Source organism: Paraburkholderia sp. USG1 (assembly GCF_031570135.1).
Taxonomy (GTDB): domain Bacteria; phylum Pseudomonadota; class Gammaproteobacteria; order Burkholderiales; family Burkholderiaceae; genus Paraburkholderia; species Paraburkholderia dioscoreae.
Genome location: NZ_JAMWXW010000012.1, coordinates 57775 through 74715 on the forward strand (window position 1 = coordinate 57775; position 16941 = coordinate 74715).

General features: G+C 66.7%; 15 protein-coding genes. 13 read left to right on the forward strand and 2 right to left on the reverse strand.

Features of this window, described 5'->3' with window-relative positions:
• Positions 1-25: 25 nt before the first annotated feature.
• Positions 26-1411: a collagen-like triple helix repeat-containing protein gene (locus NE850_RS17315; RefSeq protein WP_007182279.1), complete on the reverse strand. Its 1386-nt coding sequence runs from the start codon at positions 1409-1411 to the stop codon at positions 26-28.
• Between the two features lie 192 nt (positions 1412-1603).
• On the reverse strand, positions 1604-3076 hold the full coding sequence (locus NE850_RS17320) for a collagen-like triple helix repeat-containing protein (RefSeq protein ID WP_310698981.1): 1473 nt from the start codon (positions 3074-3076) through the stop codon (positions 1604-1606).
• 656 nt (positions 3077-3732) lie between these two features.
• Here NE850_RS17320 and NE850_RS17325 point away from each other — a divergent pair.
• From NE850_RS17325 to NE850_RS17385, 13 genes are all read left to right on the forward strand, one after another.
• The gene (locus NE850_RS17325) at positions 3733-3906 is read left to right on the forward strand and encodes a Flp family type IVb pilin (protein ID WP_165185649.1); all 174 of its coding nucleotides are present in this window, start codon (positions 3733-3735) and stop codon (positions 3904-3906) included.
• 145 nt (positions 3907-4051) lie between these two features.
• A complete protein-coding gene (locus NE850_RS17330) occupies positions 4052-4552 on the forward strand; it encodes a prepilin peptidase (protein ID WP_310698982.1) in 501 nt (166 codons plus the stop codon).
• Complete coding sequence (locus tag NE850_RS17335; RefSeq protein ID WP_007182275.1) at positions 4549-5046, forward strand: TadE/TadG family type IV pilus assembly protein; 498 nt, start codon at positions 4549-4551, stop codon at positions 5044-5046. Before NE850_RS17330 ends, NE850_RS17335 begins: the two co-directional genes overlap by 4 nt.
• Before the next feature lie 91 nt (positions 5047-5137).
• Positions 5138-6088 carry a Flp pilus assembly protein CpaB gene (cpaB, locus tag NE850_RS17340; protein ID WP_007182274.1) on the forward strand — a complete coding sequence of 317 codons (951 nt, stop codon included), beginning with the start codon at positions 5138-5140 and terminating at the stop codon, positions 6086-6088.
• Between the two features lie 42 nt (positions 6089-6130).
• On the forward strand, positions 6131-7546 hold the full coding sequence (locus NE850_RS17345; RefSeq protein WP_310698983.1) for a type II and III secretion system protein family protein: 1416 nt from the start codon (positions 6131-6133) through the stop codon (positions 7544-7546).
• A gap of 132 nt (positions 7547-7678) precedes the next feature.
• The gene (locus tag NE850_RS17350) at positions 7679-8920 is read left to right on the forward strand and encodes a hypothetical protein (RefSeq protein ID WP_007182271.1); all 1242 of its coding nucleotides are present in this window, start codon (positions 7679-7681) and stop codon (positions 8918-8920) included.
• A 3-nt stretch (positions 8921-8923) separates the two neighbouring features.
• On the forward strand, positions 8924-10333 hold the full coding sequence (locus tag NE850_RS17355; protein WP_310698985.1) for a CpaF family protein: 1410 nt from the start codon (positions 8924-8926) through the stop codon (positions 10331-10333).
• Entirely contained in the window at positions 10326-11396 is a 1071-nt protein-coding gene (locus NE850_RS17360) for a type II secretion system F family protein (protein WP_007182269.1), read from the forward strand. The genes NE850_RS17355 and NE850_RS17360 overlap by 8 nt, the downstream gene beginning before the upstream one ends.
• 1 nt (position 11397) lies before the next feature.
• Positions 11398-12408, forward strand: coding sequence for a type II secretion system F family protein (locus NE850_RS17365; protein WP_310698986.1), 1011 nt, complete (start codon positions 11398-11400; stop codon positions 12406-12408).
• 9 nt (positions 12409-12417) lie between these two features.
• On the forward strand, positions 12418-13278 hold the full coding sequence (locus NE850_RS17370; protein WP_310698987.1) for a pilus assembly protein: 861 nt from the start codon (positions 12418-12420) through the stop codon (positions 13276-13278).
• Between the two features lie 49 nt (positions 13279-13327).
• Positions 13328-13729, forward strand: a complete 402-nt coding sequence (locus NE850_RS17375; protein ID WP_007182266.1) for a DUF3613 domain-containing protein — start codon at positions 13328-13330, stop codon at positions 13727-13729.
• A gap of 1 nt (position 13730) precedes the next feature.
• The gene (locus NE850_RS17380; protein ID WP_310698989.1) at positions 13731-15524 is read left to right on the forward strand and encodes a TadG family pilus assembly protein; all 1794 of its coding nucleotides are present in this window, start codon (positions 13731-13733) and stop codon (positions 15522-15524) included.
• A gap of 10 nt (positions 15525-15534) precedes the next feature.
• Positions 15535-16926, forward strand: coding sequence for a sigma 54-interacting transcriptional regulator (locus NE850_RS17385; RefSeq protein ID WP_007182264.1), 1392 nt, complete (start codon positions 15535-15537; stop codon positions 16924-16926).
• Positions 16927-16941 lie beyond the last annotated feature (15 nt).

Here is a 16941-nt window from a genome sequence, read left to right on the forward strand (position 1 = left end):
GACAGCCATGAAACACTTAGGCTTACTACTTATGGCTGGCCGGCAACACGCCGCCGAGCAGGGTCGTCAAGCCGCTCGCCGGCGAGCCTGACGCGCTCGTCGAACCGGCCGCGGAACTGAGCGTGCCGGTCAACTGGCCGACCAGCGCCGTCACCGGCGCGAGCGCCTGACCACCGCCGCCCGAGGCGCCGCTCGTGACGCCGGAAAGCGCGCCGGTCAGCGTCGACAGCGGATTCGATGCGCTACCCGAGCCGCCCAGCGCAGAAGTCAGCGAGCTCAAGGGTGAGCCGTTCAGGCCGGAAGTCAGCGAACCCAGCGGCGTGCCGTTTAGCGCCGAGGTCAGACCGGCCAGCGGAGTGCCGCCGAGCAGTGTCGACAGTGAGCCGAGCGGATTGCTGCCGAGCCCGAGACTCGCCAGCGAACTTTGCAGCGGGCCGAGCGGGTTGCTGCTGGCGGGCGGCCCATTGGCGACGTTCACGCTGGTGCTGCCGACGAGGCTCGTGATCAGCCCGGGAATCGGCATCGCGCCATTCGGCCCGTTCGGATTGACGAGACCGCCAGCGTTCGTCACCGTGTTGCCCAGCGAGCCGACCAGCGTGCCGAGATCGGCGCCGAGCGGATTCTTCGTGGCGCCGCCCACTTGCGAGCCGGCGGAGCTCAACGCGCCGCCCACTTGCGCGAGCACGCCGCCGAGCGGTGCGCCAAGACCGGTCTGCGTGCCGACCGCTTGCGTGACGAGTCCGGCCGTCGTCACGATCGGCGTGATGGCGGTGCTGATCGGCTGGGTGATCTGCTGCACGGGCACCGAGCCGAGCGAATTGCCGAGCGTCGCGCCTCCGGCGTTCAGCGCGCTCGCGGCGGTGGAGAGCGTGCTGGCCAACGGTGTCGTGAGCGGCGACAGCGGCGCGAGATTGCCGCTGCCGAGTCCGCCGACCGCGGTGCTCAACCCTTGCACGACACCGCTCGTCGAACTGACTACCGAGCCGAGTCCGGCGACCGTGGTGCCGACCGGATTGGCCGTCGTGCCGGTCTGGCCGACGCCGCTGCTCACGGCATTGGCGAGCGCGTTCAGCGTGCCGCTCGTGCTCGATACGGCGTTGCCGAGACCTTGCGTGACTTGCGGACTCAGACCCGGAATGGTCTGCGAGGCGATCGCCGTGCCGAGGTCGTTCGTGGTCTGCGCGGCCGCGGTGGCGAGGCCGGTGGTGCCGGTCTTGGTGGTGCCGCCGCCGGTGCTGGTCGAACCGGAGCCGCTGCCGCTACCGGTGCTCGACGTGGTCGGCGGCGCGCTGACGGTGCTGCCGCCGCACGCCGCGAGCAGGGCGGCGACCGCCACGGCGATCAATGGCGTGCGCAACGACGACACAGTCGCGCACGTCGCGTGGAGAGAAAAAAACCGTTGGGTGGACATGTGTGCTCCTCCGTGTCTTCTGGATGTCGTGTGCGGTGCTTCCAGTGCGCCGGTGCAACAGGTGTCTGAGCGGCGCGGCCCAGTTCGGCCAGGCATCGGCGCAGTGCCGGGGCGCGGCTGGCGGGCCGCGCCCCGGCTTGGGCTTCGGTCTGGGATCCCACTACGTTTTATTGCCGTTCCCGAGCGTCCTGCTTACTTCTTGCCCAACCCGCCGAGCAGACCGCCGACGAGCGAAGTCACCGGCGCGAGCGGGTTGCCCGTCGTGCCTTTGCCCGTGCTGGTCGACAGCGACAGACCGGCGCCCGAGGTGGTGGAGGCGGCGGTTGTCGTCGTGGTCGGCGTGGTGGCGACGCTGCCGAGCGCGCCTGTCACGCTCGACAGCAAGCCGATAACCGGGGCGAGCGGGCCGCTGCTGCCGCCGGCCGCGCCGGAGAGACCGCCCGTCACGCTCGATAGCAGGCCGGTGACGGGCGCGAGCGGGTTGCCGCTGCCCGATGCGCCGCCGACGGCGCCGGTCACGCTGCCGAGTGCGCCGGTGAGCGGAGCGAGCGGACCGCCAGCGGTGCCGCCGGTCAGGCCACCGAGCGCGCTGGTGAGCGGAGCGAGCGGACCACCCGCAGTGCTGCCGGTCAGGCCGCCGAGTGCCGCGGTGAGCGGCGCCAGCGGATTACCGCCGCTGCCGCCCGTGAGCAGGCCGCCTACCGAAGCGACCGTCGCGCCGGTGTCGGTCACCGTATGGCCGAGCGCGGCCGTGACCGGGTTGCCGCCGGTCGCGCTCAACAGGGTGCCGGCCTTGCCGAGGCCGCCGCCGAGCGTCGAGAGCAGGCCGTTCAGCGGTGCGCCGAGACCCGTGGTGTTGCCGACCGTCTGGGTGGTCGCCGCGACCATCGACGTAATCGGCGTGATGGCCGTGCTGAGGGTTTGCGTGACTTGCTGGACCGGACCTGTCGAGAGGGCGGTGGTGAGCGTGCTGCCGCCGTTGGTGACCGCGCCGCCGAGCGTGTTGACGACGCCGCCGAGCGGCGAGGTGATCGCCGAGAGCGGAGCGAGCGGGCCGCTGCCGAGGCTCGTCACGAGGTTGCCCGCGTCCGTCACTGCGCCGCCGACATGACCCACCGCACCGCCGAGACTCGAGACCGTCGTGCCAACCGCATTGCCGCCCGTGCCAAGCTGGCCGAGCCCTTGCGAGACGCCGCCGCCGAGCGTGGACACGGCCGCGCCGACCTGCTGCACGATGCCGCCGGCGGCCTGCGTGGTTTGCGAACTGACGCCGGGCACGGTCTGCGAGCCGATCACGGCGCCGATGCCGCTGACCGTCGAGCCGACGTCGCTGACCACGCCGCCCCCGTTGCCTGCCACCGTGCCGAGCGCGTTGGCGACCGCGGTGGTGCCGGAGCCCGTGCCGGTTCCGCTGCCCGTTCCCGTGCCGGACGTTCCCGAGCCGTTGCTGCCGGTGGTGGTGCCCGAGCCCGAGCCGCCCGAACCCATCGAACCGCTGCCGCCACCCGAGGTGGAAAGTGTGCCTCCCGCAGAGCCGCTGCCGTTGCTGCCGGTGCCGGAACTCAGGCTGCCTGAGCCTCCGCACGCACCGAGAGAAAGCATCGCAGCTACGCTGGCTGCAATCAGGGTTGCCCGTATCGTGGTGTGAGTTGTTTGAATGTTCATGTCGCCCTCGCATCGCATGTGTTGTTGGATATTGCTGCGTGCCTGTCTCTGCACGAGCCGTGCCATTTCGACTGGGCAAGGTGGAAGATTTTTTCGGCGCTTCGGCTCGCGCCTTGTCCCATAAGGCTTTGGGGGAAGTTGATGGAACGCGCGCCGAATCAGAATGCGCTCGCGAAACGCGCTGCGCGGGGCGGTTACACGAGCGGCGTAACGTAACGAGCCCGGCACGCCGTTACGATGTACGGCGTAACGCAGTTGCGCGAAACGGGTCCGCGCGCTTGAAACGTTCTGTTCAAACAAATAATTAGTGGAGCGAATCTAACTCATGGTTATACCTATGTGCTGCAACGCACGGACTGCCGTTAATCTGAGCGAGCGGTTAAAACGCATACGCCACGAGCGTCAGGGCAGCGAACAATTGCTTAAATATGATTGTTCGGCTATAAAACCCGGAAGCATCGGAGATCGACGAGGGAGGTGGGTTATCGAACAGACAGCTCATGCGCATCCGTTTTATTGACGACGGCTGCAATGTGAAGCTACTGCGGTGCAACAAACAGGGCCGGGAATGAGAGACCAACGGTTCGTGCACTTAACGTACTCCACTGACCGATGCAGCACGTATACGAATGAAATAATGAAGTCCGAGGGTTCAAATGAAAAAATTCACACAACGCTTCCTGAAAGAAAACAAAGGCGTGACAGCCATTGAATATGGGCTGATCGCGGGGCTCGTCGTACTCGTCATTGCCGGGGCGGTGACGTCGGTCGGCGCGAACATCTCGACTGTGATGACGAAAGTCGCGAACCTGATCGTCGCGCCGTCCTGATCGTAAAAGGCAAACCGTAAACGTTGCGCGAAGCGGTTGGCGTTCCGGCGTCCATCCGTTTCGCCGGCGTATTAACGCATCGCTGAATGGTTAATGTGAATTGCATTGCAATTCGCATGGCGTAGCTTCGCCTGTCGAGTGCGAAATGAATGTTTTCGTCGGTATTTTGTTATTTGTCGCCTGGGCCGCGGTAGTCGCGATCAGCGATTGTCGTTGGCGGCGTATATCCAATTCAATTGTCGTGGCGGGTTTAGCGGCGGCATTCGGCTGCGCGTTATTTCAATGCGGGCCTTTCGGGATTTCGCCGGCTCGCGCGGGTATTGGCGCATTGATTGGTCTGGCCGCGTTGTTGCCGTTTTTTGCGCTCGGTGTGATGGGCGCCGCCGACGTCAAAATCTTCGCCGTCTTGGGCGCATGGTGCGGCATGCACGCTTTGCCCGGCCTGTGGATGGCCGCGAGTCTCGCGGCCGGCGTGCACGCGCTGTGGCTGCTGATCACGACCCGCACGTGGCTCGCGGGTCTCGTCCGCCAATCCGGCTCGACCTTCGAACTGGCTGGCAAGGCATCCACGCCGTATGCCGCGTGTCTGACCGCGGCTGCGAGCGGCTGGCTCGTGTTGCATGGCATGGCCGGAGGGCTGCGATGACACCCGCCGCGACACAGCGCGCGTGCCCGCAACGCCAACGTATCCACGCGCGCCGTGCGGGCGCGCAGCGGGGTGCCACGGCCGTCGAATTCGCCCTGGTATTCCCGCTCTTTTTCATGATCCTGTACGCGATCATCACCTTCAGCCTGATCCTCGTGGCGCAGCAGAATTTGACGATGGCCGCGGAAGAAGGCGCACGCGCCGCCTTGAACTGGCAGAGCAACACGTCGCTGCAAACCGCGTTGACCAATCGCGGCAATGCGGCCTGCGCGGCGGCGAAACTGGTGACCGCGAAACTGGTGCAGTCCGCGCAATGCACGCCTTCCTCCACGACGTGCGGACCGGGCGGCACCATGCAATGCGTGAACGTGCTGCTCATTTATAACTATCAGGCCAATCCGATCGTGCCGATCTTGCCGCTGCTGGGAATCGTGGTGCCGAAGTCGCTGTCGAGTACCGCCACCGTACAACTCAACCCGGAGAACATCCAGTGATGCGCGCGCCGGCTCCAGGCCTCGTCGTCCGTGAACGCGTGATTGCGCGCGTGCACGGCCTTGCATCGTTTAACAGAGGCAGCCATTCGCCATGCCGAATCTGACCAGGATTTTCGCCGGCGTGTTGATCGCAGTGGCGCTCGTGCTCGGCCTGTTTGCGTGGACGCTGTCGCGCCGCCCGGCGCCGGTGGCCGTCACGCCCGCCACGCACGCGAGCTTTCCGGTGGTGGTGGCGACCCGCGCGCTGGCGCCGGGCAAACCCATTACCGTCGACGATTTGCGCATCCAGTCGCTGCCGATCAATCCGAACGGCGCCTTCACGGAGCCGGCGCAACTGGCCGGCCGCGTGCCGAATGCGGAGATCGGCGCGGATTCGCCGGTGCTGGAAAGCCAGTTGTCGTCGGGGCTCGCGGAGCGCGTCGAAGCTGGCGAGCGCGCGCTCGCCGTGCGGGTGGACGAGGGCAACGCGGTCGGCAACCGGCTGCGGCCGGGCAATTTCGTCGACGTATTTTTCACGCTCAAGCGCGATGGCGGCAGCATGGGTAATGGCGGCGAAATCGACCGGACCCAGGCGCGCTTGCTGATGTCGAAAGTACGCGTGCTCGCGTTCGGCAACGCCACCGCGAGCGGCGACAGCGCGGGCGACCCGAACGGCATGGTTCGCACGGCGGTGCTCGCGGTGCCGGTTGCCGATGTCGATCGTCTGACGCTGGCCGAGAGCGCCGGCCGTCTGATCTTCGCGCTGCGCAATCCGAAGGATACCGAAGTAGTCGATCAAAGCGTGTTGCCGGCCTATCCGGGCGTGCTGAAGACAGCGGCTCATGCGGGCACGGCGGAGCCGCTCCAGGACTCCACGCGCGCCGCGGCCGGCGTCGCGCTCGACACCTTGTCGGGCAGCGCCAACGCGGGCAGTGCCGGCACTGCCGCGAGGCTGCCGCCGCTGCCGCGCATGCCGCCGACGCGCGTGGCGGGCAATATCAACAGTACAAAGAGCGGTATCGAAGTGATACGGGGTGGGCGCGCCGAGACGGTCGCCTGGTAAAGCAGTTTCAGGGAGCGGGCGGCCGGTCGCGTCCATAACTACATGACAGAACGGATTTTTGTTTTCCGCAAGGCGGCGTGGCTCGGGGTGGCTTTGCTGGCCGTATCGGCGGCGACTGATGCAGCCGGGCCGGCGCCGCGGGGGCAAGCCGCGCAGGCGGCTCAAGCGGCTCAAGCGGCCCAGCCTGCGCTCGCCGCGCCCGCGCAGCGCATCGCCCTGACGGTCGGCGCGCAGCAGCAACTCGCGGTCGGCCACACGCTGCAGCGTGTCGCGATCGGCGATCCTTCGGTGGCCGACGTGCTGATCATCAAGGGCGACAAGCGCGGTGGCGTGCTGCTGGTCGGCAAGGCTGCGGGCACTACCAATCTGATGCTGTGGGCGCGTGACCGTGACGCGCCGCTGCAATACACCGTCGACGTGACCACGCCGGCCGCCGCGTCGCTGTTGGGACCGGATACGCCGGCGGTCAAGGTGCTCGGCGGCACCGCCGTGGTGTCCGGCACGTCCGCGACGATGGAGGCTCACCAGCGCGCCGTGGTTGCGGCCGAGGGCTCGCTCGGCAAGGACGGGGCGGTATTCGACACCTCGACGGTGGCGAGCCGCGCGGTAGTCCAGGTAGACGTGAGAGTGGTCGAGTTCAGCCGTTCGGTGCTCAAGGAAGTCGGCTTCAACTTCTTTAAGCAGAACAACGGCTTCACGTTCGGTTCGTTCGCGCCGTCGGCGTTGAGTTCGGTATCGGCGACGGCGGGACAGGCGCCGAGCATGACGGGCGTGACGCCGATTTCCTCGGCGTTCAACCTGATTTTCAACTCCGCCACGCATGGGCTGTTTGCGAACCTGAGCCTGCTCGAGAGCAACAACCTCGCGCGCGTGCTGGCCGAGCCGACACTGGTGGCGTTGTCCGGTCAGAGCGCGAGTTTCCTCGCCGGCGGCGAGGTGCCGATTCCGGTGCCGCAGGCGCTCGGTTCGACTTCGATCGAATTCAAGCCGTACGGCATCGGGCTCACGCTCACGCCGACCGTCCTGAGCCCGCAGCGTATTGCGCTGAAAGTGGCGCCGGAGGCGAGCCAGCTGGACTTCGCCAACGCGGTGACGATCAGCGGCGTGTCGGTGCCCGCGTTCATCACGCGGCGGGCGGACACCACCGTCGAACTCGGCGATGGCGAGAGCTTCGTGATCGGCGGCCTGATCGACCGCGAGACGGCTTCGAACGTCTCGAAGGTGCCGTTGCTCGGCGATCTCCCCGTGATCGGCACGTTCTTCAAACAGCTGAACTATCAGCAGAACGAGAAAGAGCTGGTGATCATCGTGACGCCGCATCTGGTCTCGCCGCTTGCCAAAGGCGCGAGCTTGCCGTCGACGCCGGGCGAGCAGTCCGAGCAGCGCAACGGGCCGGTGTGGCGTTCGCTGATCGGCGGCGTGGCGGCGCGCGATTCGTCGCCGGGATTTTCGAAATGAAGCCGGCAGGCGCTGTCGCGGCGCGCCGGGTGAATACAGGGGTGAGCCGGCGTGCGTGCGAACCGCGCGTGCCCGCCGGCAGGCACTACGACGCGGGGGCTTTGCCGCCTATGCCGCATAAGGAAGTCCAACATGAACGCGAGAACGCATTCATTGACTGAACGGGCGGTCACCGACTATTTCGTGTTCGCGTCGCTGACCGGCGAACACGTGCATTGGCTCGCCGATACGCTGGTGGCGGCCGGTGTAGTCGAAACGGCCACGCTCGATCCTTCGATGCTGACGCAGCGCATCGCGACGCTCAATCCGTCGCTGGTGTTCGTCGATTTTTCCTGCGGCCGTGCCGCTGCGGCGAGCGCTGCCGCGAGCGCGGTGCGCGCCGCCTATCCCGGCATGCAGATCGTCGCGCTGGGCTCGCTCGCCGAGCCCGAAAGCGCGCTGGCCGCGTTGCGTGCCGGCGTGCGCGATTTCATCGATCTGTCGGCGCCCCGCGAGGACGCTCTGCGGATCACGCGCCAGGTGCTCGACAATCTCGTCGAGCCGGTCAGCCGGCACGGCCACGTCACGGCGCTGCTGGGCGCGCGCGTCGGCATGGGGGTGAGCACGCTGGCCGCGAACCTCTCGGTGATGCTGCAGCGGCGCGACGTCGCGCAGGGCCGGCAAGCCGCCTTGCTCGATCTCGGCCTGCCGGCCGCCGACGCCTCGCTGCTTCTGAATACGCGCAGCGAATTCAATTTCGTCGAAGCGGTGCGCAATCTGCGCCGCTTCGACCAGACCTTCGTGCATACGGCGCTGTCGCATCACGCGAGCGGCCTCGCGCTCACCACGCTGCCGCCGAATCTGGCCGATATGCGCGAGGTCTCGTATTCGTCGTCGATCGGTTTGCTGACCCGTCTGCGCGCGTTCTTCGACCAGCAGATCGTCGATCTCGGCGGCTTCGCGAATAGCGAGTTCATCGCCCATGTCGTGCAGGCCGCGGATGAAACCTGGCTGCTGTGCGATCAGGGCGTGGCCTCGATCGTGTCGGCAGTCGGCGTGCTCGACGCGCTGCGCGAAGAGGGCGTGGATACCGCGAACGTGCGGCTGATCGTCAACAAGTTCGACGCCGATCTTGGCCTCGCTCCCGCGCAGATCGCGCAGCGTCTGGATATTGCGTTGCTCGGCACGTTGCCTGAGCGGCGTATCGCGCTCGGCCAGGCGGCCAACCAGGGGCATCTGCTGGTCGATGTCGCCGCACGCGATCCGTATGTGCGCGCACTCGAGCCGTTGATCGAGCGGCTCGGCGGCGCGCAGCGCGCCGTGGCGCAGGCACGCGGCAAGGCGGCGCTCGGCGCGCTCAGGCGCCTCATTCCAACCACTCACAAGCGGTCATAGACGATGGCAAAAGACATCGAATTTGCCGACGACGCGCCTTCGTTCGCGCATAGCCAGCAGTTCCAGGACATCAAGAACGCGGCGCACGAACATCTGCTCACGCGCATCGAGGAACTCGGCTCCGAGTTCGGCCGCTGGTCGCGTAACGCGATCAACCAGTTCGTCGATCTGGAAATGGACAGCTTCGTCAGGTTGCGCCGGATACCGATCAACGAGAGCGAGGTGCGCCTGATCGCCGAGGCGCTGACCAAGGAGCTCGCGGGGTTCGGTCCGATCGAGGATCTGCTTGCCGACCCGGCCGTCGAAGATATTCTGATCAACGGCTACAACGACGTGTACGTGTCGCGCCACGGCATTCTGACGCGCATTCAGGTGCGCTTTGCCGACAACGCGCATCTGCTGCGGATCGTGCGGCGCATTCTCGCGCCGATCGGCCGGCGTCTGGACGAATCGAATCCGATGGTCGATGCGCGTCTGCCGAACGGCGGCCGCGTGAACGTGGTGATCGAGCCGCTCTCGATCGACGGGCCGATCGTCTCGATCCGCAAATTCCGCAAAGATCCGATGCGGCCCGACGATCTGCTCGGCAACGGCACCTATAGCCCGGAAATCGGCGCGTTGCTCGAAGCCGCGGTGGCGGCGCGCTGCAACGTGCTGGTGTCAGGCGGCACGAGTTCGGGCAAGACGTCGCTACTCAATGCGCTCGCTTTTCACATTCCCGAGGCGGAGCGCGTCGTGACCATCGAGGACACCGCGGAACTGTCGCTGAACCATCCGCACGTGGTGCGGCTGGAAAGCCGGCCGGGCGGCTTCGACGGCGCGGGCGTCGTGACGATTCGCGACCTGCTGCGCAATACCTTGCGGATGCGGCCGGACCGCATCATCGTCGGCGAAGTGCGCGGCGGCGAGGTGCTCGAAATGCTGCAGGCGATGAACACCGGCCACGACGGTTCGATGGGCACCGTACACGCCAGCTCGCCGCGCGAATGTCTGTACCGGCTCGAAATGCTGGCGGGCTTCGCGGGCTTCCAGGGCACCGAGTCGAGCCTGCGCCGCCAGATCGCCAATGCGATCGACTTCATCGTGCAGATCGGGCGGCTCTCCAACGGGCGCCGGCGCATTCTGTCGATCACGGAAGTGACGGGGCTGTCGGACAACATCATCGCCACTCAGGAGTTGTATCGCTACGAGCCGATCCTGAATGCCGAAGGCGACGAACTCGACAACTGGGTTTCGCTCGGCATTCATCCGCACTCGCCGAAGCTGGCGCGCTTCCGCCAGGCGCTGGGCGGCGGCGACGCTGGCAATGCGTTCGGCAATGCGGGCTTCGGCGGCGGTTTCGGCGGTTCGGGTGGTGGCGGCTTCGGCGGCGGTGGCGGTGGCGGCGGGTTTGGCGGAGGCTTCAATGTCTAGCGCGGTCCTGGTCTTCGCGGCGCTTGCGCTGCTCTGCGCGGCGCTCGCATTGCTGCTCTGGCAGCGCGGCGCGCAACGTAAAGGCCAGGTGAGCGCGCAACGCTATATCGACAGCCGCGTGGCGTCTTCTAATGGCGGCTCCTTTGGAGTCGCCTCCGCCATGCCGGCTGGCGCTGGCGGCGGTGCTGGCGGCATGGGCAGCGGCCCGGCAAGCGGTGCGCGCGCCACGCCCACGCGAGCTGCCGCGACGCAGGCCGTGATTGCGCCGCAGGCGCCGCCCGCCGATGCAGGCTGGCTCGCCTATTGGCGTTATCTGCAGGCGCGCGTGCGCTTCATGGTGCGGCATGCGTTGGCGCGTGCGGGCATTGCCAATGCGAAAGGGCCGGCCGCGCTGGCGGGCACGCTGGTATTGCTGCTGTGCGGCTGGGCCGCGCTGGTCGGCGGCGCGCTCGCAGCCGGCGTTGCGTTGTGCGCCTGCGTGATGTTCTTCTATTTTCTGCTGACGCTGCGAGTGAACAAACGCCGCCAGCAGATCGTACGGCAGTTGCCGTTGTTTCTCGACGGCATCGTGCGTCTGATCACGCTCGGCAACAGCGTGCCCGCGGCTTTTCAGGCCGCGTTGCAAACGACCGAGGCGCCGTTGCGCGAATGCCTCGACTACGTGTCGCGGATGCTGCGCACCGGCGTCGAAATCGATCGTGCGCTTTCCCAGGTTGCGCTGATCTATGGCGTGCGCGAACTCGAACTGGTCGGCGCCGTGCTGCGTCTGTCGGTCAAATACGGCGGCCGCGCCGACGTGATGCTCGAACGGATGGCCTCGTTCATGCGCGACCTCGAACACGCCGAGCGCGAGCTGGTGGCGATGTCGGCGGAAACGCGGCTGTCGTCCTGGGTGCTGGCCATGCTGCCGGTGGGCATCGGCGGCTTTCTGATCCTCTCCAATCCTAAGTATTTCGCTTCGATGTGGTTCGATCCGACCGGCCGGCAACTCGTCTATCTGGCGTTTGCACTGCAGCTGGGTGGCGCATATCTGCTCTATCGCCTCGCGAACCTGAGGAATTGACATGCAGACCCAACAACTCGCCGCGCTCGCACTCGCTCTGGCCGCGCTCGGTTTGCTGCTGATCGCCGGGCTCGTGCTGGCGCGCATGGCCGCCGCGCGACGCAGCGAACGCACGCTGCGCCACGCGCTCGACGAGCGCGCGCTGCAAAGCGCGGCGCTCGCCGCCGCGGCGGCGAGGAGCGGAGAAGGCTCGCAGAGTGGCGCCAGGGCCGCGGCGCGCAGTGTGCAGCCCACGGGTCTCAAAGGCTTGCTCGAGCGTTTTGCGCATACCGGAATTCGCTGGCTCGACACGCCGTTCGGCCGCCAGATCGTCGCCGAAGAAGATCGCCGGCTGCTCGAACAATGCGGTTTCGTGGATACGCGCACGCGCGGCCTCTTTCTGGTGGCGCGGCTCGTAGGTGCGCTGGTGCTGCCCGTGCTGGCCGGCACGCTGACGCGCGGTCAACTGGAGGGCCCGCGATATGTGGCGCTGGTGATCATCGCAGCGATGGCGGGCTTCATGCTGCCGAAGTTCGCGCTGCGGCGGCGTGCCGGCAAGCGCCGCAACGGTGTGGTTGACGAATTGCCGTTGCTGGTCGATCTGCTGAGGCTTCTGCAAGGCGTGGGCTTGTCTCTCGATCAGAGCTTGCAGGTGGTGGTCAACGACTTTCGTGGCATGTTGCCGGTGCTCGCCGGCGAGCTGGAAATCGCGCAGCGTCAGTTCGCTGCCGGCCGCACGCGTGAGCAGTCGCTGAACCGGCTCGCAACGAGTTACGACAACGAAGATCTGCGCGCGGTAATGCGTTTGCTGGTGCAGGTGGACCGGCACGGCGGCGCCGTGCAGGAACCGCTCAAGCAGTTCGGCGACCGTCTGCGCGAGACGCGCCGCGCAATGCTGCGCGAACGCATTGGCCGGCTCGCCGTGAAAATGACCGGCGTGATGATCGTCACGCTGCTGCCCGCGCTGATGATCGTCACGGCCGGACCCGGCGTGCTGGCTGTCCAGCATTCGCTGGGCGCGGCGAAGCACTGAGGATTTGCCATGACTCACAGTTTCTCGTTCGATTCCGTCAAACATGTCGCGCGCTGCGCCGCGGCGCTGACCGTGCTGTCGCTGCTCGGCGCGTGCGCGTCCAGAGACCTGACGGGCTACGGCGTCGGCCCGCAGGCCGAGCGCGCCGTGCTGGCCCAGCAGGCCAACAAGGATCCCGCGCCGGACACGCCCGGCATGTACCTCGGGCTGATCGATCAGATGCAGTCGCAGGGGCTGTACTTCGCTTCGCTCGCGCATATCGATGCGTACGACAAGCAGTACGGCGCGAGCCCCGATTCGATCCTGCTACGCGCCGACGCGCTGCGCATGACCGATCAGCCGGCCGCCGCCGCGGCCGCGTACGGAGAACTATTGAAGACGCCGCTCGCCACGCGCGGCTATCGCGGCCTCGGTCTGATCGCCGGCGCGGCCGGCGACTTCGCGCGTGCCGCGCAGGCGTTGCAGCAGGCCGCCCAGCTCGCGCCGACCGACGCGGCAACCCTGTCGGACCTCGGCTATGCAAGGCTGCGCGACGGTGACGTGGACGGCGCGCGCGTGCCGCTCATGAAAGCGGCCGAACTCGACCAGAGCAATCCGAAGATCGTCAGCAATCTCGCGCTCTATCTGTTCGCGAGCGGCGACCAGGCGCAGGCGCTGGCCGTGATGAACCAGCAGAAGCTCGCACCGGAAGTGCGCGCCGCGATTCGCAGCGATGCGGCGAAGGTGGTTGCGGCAGGACGCGCGCAAGCACGCGGCGCGCCGGCGCAACAGCAATCGGGCGCGGCGAGCACGGGCACGGGCACGCGCACGGTCGCGAGCGCGCAGGGCATCGAGCCCGCGCCGCGCCTGTTGCAGCGTTTCTCGCAATGAGCGGGCGCTGCGACTTCGGGCTGATGCATCAGGCAATCATGGAGCAACAATGAAAAACAGAATGATGAAGCGGGGTTGGCGGGCGTCGATGCCGGGCCGGTGGCTGGCGAAGGCCACGACGGCCGGCGTGCTGCTCGGCGTGTCCGTCTCCACGATGGCGCAGACGGACGAATCGGCGCAGCCGGTTCAGGCCGCGCAGCCGGCGGTACGCGCCAGTGAAGTGGGTCATGCGACCCGCACATGGCTCGACCTGCAGAGCAGCAATGCGCAAGCCGCGCCGGCGCTGCCGACGCTCGGCGCCGAAGCCGGGCTGGCCTATCGTCGCTACATGGAATCGTTCAAGAGCAAGATTCCCGATCTGTACGGTTCCGCATTGAACGCCGGCAACGGCGGCAGCGGCGCGATGGCCGTCAACAGCGAGCTTGGCGGAAGCGGCGGCGGATCGAACTGACATGCGCAAATTGCCTTCCGCCATGACGCTTGCCGCGCGCAACGCCCGTCCCCGGTGGACGGGGCGTACGCCTGCGCGCCGTCAGCATGGCGCCATCGCGATGCTCGCGGCGATCTGGCTGAGCGTGGCGATCGCGGCGCTCGGCGCGCTCGACGTCGGCAACGTGTATTTCGCGCGCAGGCAGTTGCAGCGCACGGCCGATCTGGCGGCAATGGCGGCGGTCCAGATGATCGGCTCCACCGGCGGCTGCGCGACCGCGACCACGGCCGCGCAGCAGAACGCCGCGGCCAACGGTTTCACGGCCGGCAGCACCACGACCATCAGCACCACGTGCGGCCGTTGGGACACGAGTTCGAGCACGTACTTCGGGACCAGCGGCAATCCGCTGAATGCGGTGCAGGTGAAGACGACCCAGGTCGTGCCGTATTTCTTCGTGGGGCCGAGCCGTAACGTCTCGGCGACGGCTACCGCGTTCGCGTCCAACATCGACACGTTTTCGCTCGGCACCGGCATCGCGTCGATCAATACGCAGCAGTCGGCGCTGTTGAACGCGATTCTCGGCGGCTTGCTGAACACCAGCGTGTCGCTGAGCGTGGGCGACACGCAGAGCCTCGCGAGCGCGCATATCAAACTCGACGATCTGCGTGTGGCGCTGGGCGCGGCGTCGATGAAGCAATTGCTCGGCGCCTCGTTGAGCGTTCACGACCTGATGGTCGCAATGGCCACCGCCTTGACTGCGGGCGGCGACACAGTCAGCGCCGGCATTTTGAATACGCTGGCGCTCGCCGTGCCCGGCGGCCAGAACATCGCGTTGGGCAACGGCGTTTCGTCCGCGCCGGGGCTGCTTGCGCTTGAACTGGCCAATCCGGAGTCCGCGGCAAGCGCGAGCATCAACGCCCTCGATGCATTGCTGGTGGCCGCGCAGATCGCGCAGAGCCCGCATGTCAACCCGGACGGCTCGACCACGCAGCCTCCGGCGATCAACGTCGCCGCAGCCTTACCCGGTGTGGCGGCCCTTTCGCTGCAGGTCGTCAATCCTCCGGTGCTCGCAGTGGGCGAGGGCGGCACGGATGCCAGTGGCCAACCGCGCACCGGCGCACAGGCGGCGTCGATCAATCTCGGCGTGACACTGCCGCCATTGCTGCCGCAGCCGCTGAACCTCGGCATTGCGACGATCTCGGCGCTCAGTACGCCAATCGTGTTGACCCTCGCGATCGCACCGGCCACTGCGACGTTGAGCACGATCGATTGCGAAAGCTCCAAAGCAGCCACCCGCGCCGCGATGCAGGTGACGCCGGGTATTGCGTTGCTTTGTCTCGGAGCGGACTCGAACTGCAGCCAGACCACGAAGCCGGCTCGCATGAAGGTGGCATCTATTTCCCTGGCGCTTCTGGGACACGTCGCGGACGTGCAGTTAGCCGGCCTCAAGGCGCAAGCTACGCCCGGACCAACGTCACTGGTCTTTGACGGTTCGTCGGGTAGCTTCGACGTCACCCAAAGCACAAACTCCAACGCCGTCGGCAGCGACCTGTCCTCGTTGACGACTGGACTGCTGGCGAACCTGGGAGCCCCCGGTGCGGTGTCCATCAAACTGCTGGGTACTGCCGACCTGGGTGCGCTTCTGCAGCCGATTCTTAGCGCAATTGGCATCGCTGTATCGGGGTTGCTGCAGCCGGTGTTCGACCTGCTGAACGCCCTGATCCTCCCCACACTGTCCCTGTTGGGCGTGCAGGTCGGCACCGCCACGGTCCACAACATGTCGCTGACGTGCGGCGTCCCGCAACTGGTCAACTAGCCTATCCAAGATGAGAACCACCACCAAAATCGAGGAACTCGATATCTACGTCTGGGAGGGCAAGGCCGACATCGTCGACCGGGTCGCGCGCTGCATGGCGAGCTTCGACGTCGAAGTGATCCGTGCGGACGATATCGCGATCTCGCCCGAGCGCACCGCGCTGCGGCCGTCGCTGGCGATCATCAGCGTGTCGGTGATCGACAGCGGCGCGCTGATCCTGCGCGACTGGCAGGCGGCCCACGGCATCCCCGTGGTGTGGGTCGGCGCCGCGCCGCGCGAACACGATCCGGCCACGTACCCGTCCGAGTACTCGCATATCCTGCCGCTCGACTTCACCTGCGCCGAATTGCGCGGCATGGTCATGAAGCTCGTGCTGCAAATGCGCGCGCACAGCGCCAAGACGCACGAGTCCGACGCGATGATCGCCAACTCGGAGTGCATGCAGGCGCTGCTGCACGAAGTCGACACCTTCGCCGACTGCGACACGAGCGTGCTGGTGCATGGCGAAACCGGCGTCGGCAAGGAGCGCATTGCGCAACTGCTGCACGAAAAACATAGCCGCTACGGGCAAGGCCCGTTCGTCGCGGTGAACTGCGGCGCGATTCCGGACGGCCTGTTCGAATCGCTGTTCTTCGGTCATTCGAAAGGCTCGTTCACCGGCGCGGTGGTCGCGCACAAAGGCTACTTCGAGCAGGCCGACGGCGGCACGCTGTTCCTCGACGAAATCGGCGATCTGCCGCTCTATCAGCAGGTCAAGCTGCTGCGCGTGCTCGAAGACAGCGCGGTTACGCGCATCGGTTCGGCTACACCAGTGAAGCTCGACTTCCGGCTGGTGGCGGCGACCAACAAACTGCTGCCGCAACTGGTGAAGGACGGCACGTTTCGCGCCGACCTGTACTACCGGCTCGCCGTGATCGAGTTGAAGATTCCGTCGCTGGAAGAGCGGGGCGCCGTCGACAAGATTGCCATCTTCAAGGCGTTCATTGCGCAGATCGTCGGCACCGAGCGTCTTGCCGCGCTGCCCGACCTGCCGTACTGGCTCGCCGACGCCGTCGCGGACACCTACTTCCCCGGCAACGTGCGCGAGCTGCGCAACCTGGCCGAACGCATCGGCGTGACCGTGCGCCAGATCGGTGCGTGGGACGCGGCGCGCCTGCAACGTCTGCTCGCGCTGGCGCGCACCAGTCAGCCGGTGCCGGCCGAAAGCGTCGCCGAGGTGCTGGTGGACCGCAGCAAGTGGGACATGGCCGAACGCAACCGCGTGCTGGCCGCGCTCGACGCAAACGGTTGGCGTCGCCAGGATACCGCGCTCTACCTGGGCATCAGCCGCAAGGTTCTGTGGGAGAAGATGCGCAAATACCAAATTTTCGACGAAGAGCCCGAAACACGCGAAAGTGAGTAATAATGAGACGGTTGT

What these genes read in the sequence shown, in the direction of transcription:
- NE850_RS17345 (WP_310698983.1), top strand. Translation starts at nt 6,131, where the DNA reads ATGACAGAACGGATTTTTGTTTTCCGCAAGGCGGCGTGGCTCGGGGTG.
- NE850_RS17350 (WP_007182271.1), top strand. Translation starts at nt 7,679, where the DNA reads ATGAACGCGAGAACGCATTCATTGACTGAACGGGCGGTCACCGACTAT.
- NE850_RS17365 (WP_310698986.1), top strand. Translation starts at nt 11,398, where the DNA reads ATGCAGACCCAACAACTCGCCGCGCTCGCACTCGCTCTGGCCGCGCTC.
- NE850_RS17355 (WP_310698985.1), top strand. Translation starts at nt 8,924, where the DNA reads ATGGCAAAAGACATCGAATTTGCCGACGACGCGCCTTCGTTCGCGCAT.
- NE850_RS17380 (WP_310698989.1), top strand. Translation starts at nt 13,731, where the DNA reads ATGCGCAAATTGCCTTCCGCCATGACGCTTGCCGCGCGCAACGCCCGT.
- NE850_RS17320 (WP_310698981.1), bottom strand. Translation starts at nt 3,076, where the DNA reads ATGAACATTCAAACAACTCACACCACGATACGGGCAACCCTGATTGCA.
- NE850_RS17330 (WP_310698982.1), top strand. Translation starts at nt 4,052, where the DNA reads ATGAATGTTTTCGTCGGTATTTTGTTATTTGTCGCCTGGGCCGCGGTA.
- NE850_RS17335 (WP_007182275.1), top strand. Translation starts at nt 4,549, where the DNA reads ATGACACCCGCCGCGACACAGCGCGCGTGCCCGCAACGCCAACGTATC.
- NE850_RS17370 (WP_310698987.1), top strand. Translation starts at nt 12,418, where the DNA reads ATGACTCACAGTTTCTCGTTCGATTCCGTCAAACATGTCGCGCGCTGC.
- NE850_RS17375 (WP_007182266.1), top strand. Translation starts at nt 13,328, where the DNA reads ATGAAAAACAGAATGATGAAGCGGGGTTGGCGGGCGTCGATGCCGGGC.
- NE850_RS17385 (WP_007182264.1), top strand. Translation starts at nt 15,535, where the DNA reads ATGAGAACCACCACCAAAATCGAGGAACTCGATATCTACGTCTGGGAG.
- cpaB (WP_007182274.1), top strand. Translation starts at nt 5,138, where the DNA reads ATGCCGAATCTGACCAGGATTTTCGCCGGCGTGTTGATCGCAGTGGCG.
- NE850_RS17325 (WP_165185649.1), top strand. Translation starts at nt 3,733, where the DNA reads ATGAAAAAATTCACACAACGCTTCCTGAAAGAAAACAAAGGCGTGACA.
- NE850_RS17315 (WP_007182279.1), bottom strand. Translation starts at nt 1,411, where the DNA reads ATGTCCACCCAACGGTTTTTTTCTCTCCACGCGACGTGCGCGACTGTG.
- NE850_RS17360 (WP_007182269.1), top strand. Translation starts at nt 10,326, where the DNA reads ATGTCTAGCGCGGTCCTGGTCTTCGCGGCGCTTGCGCTGCTCTGCGCG.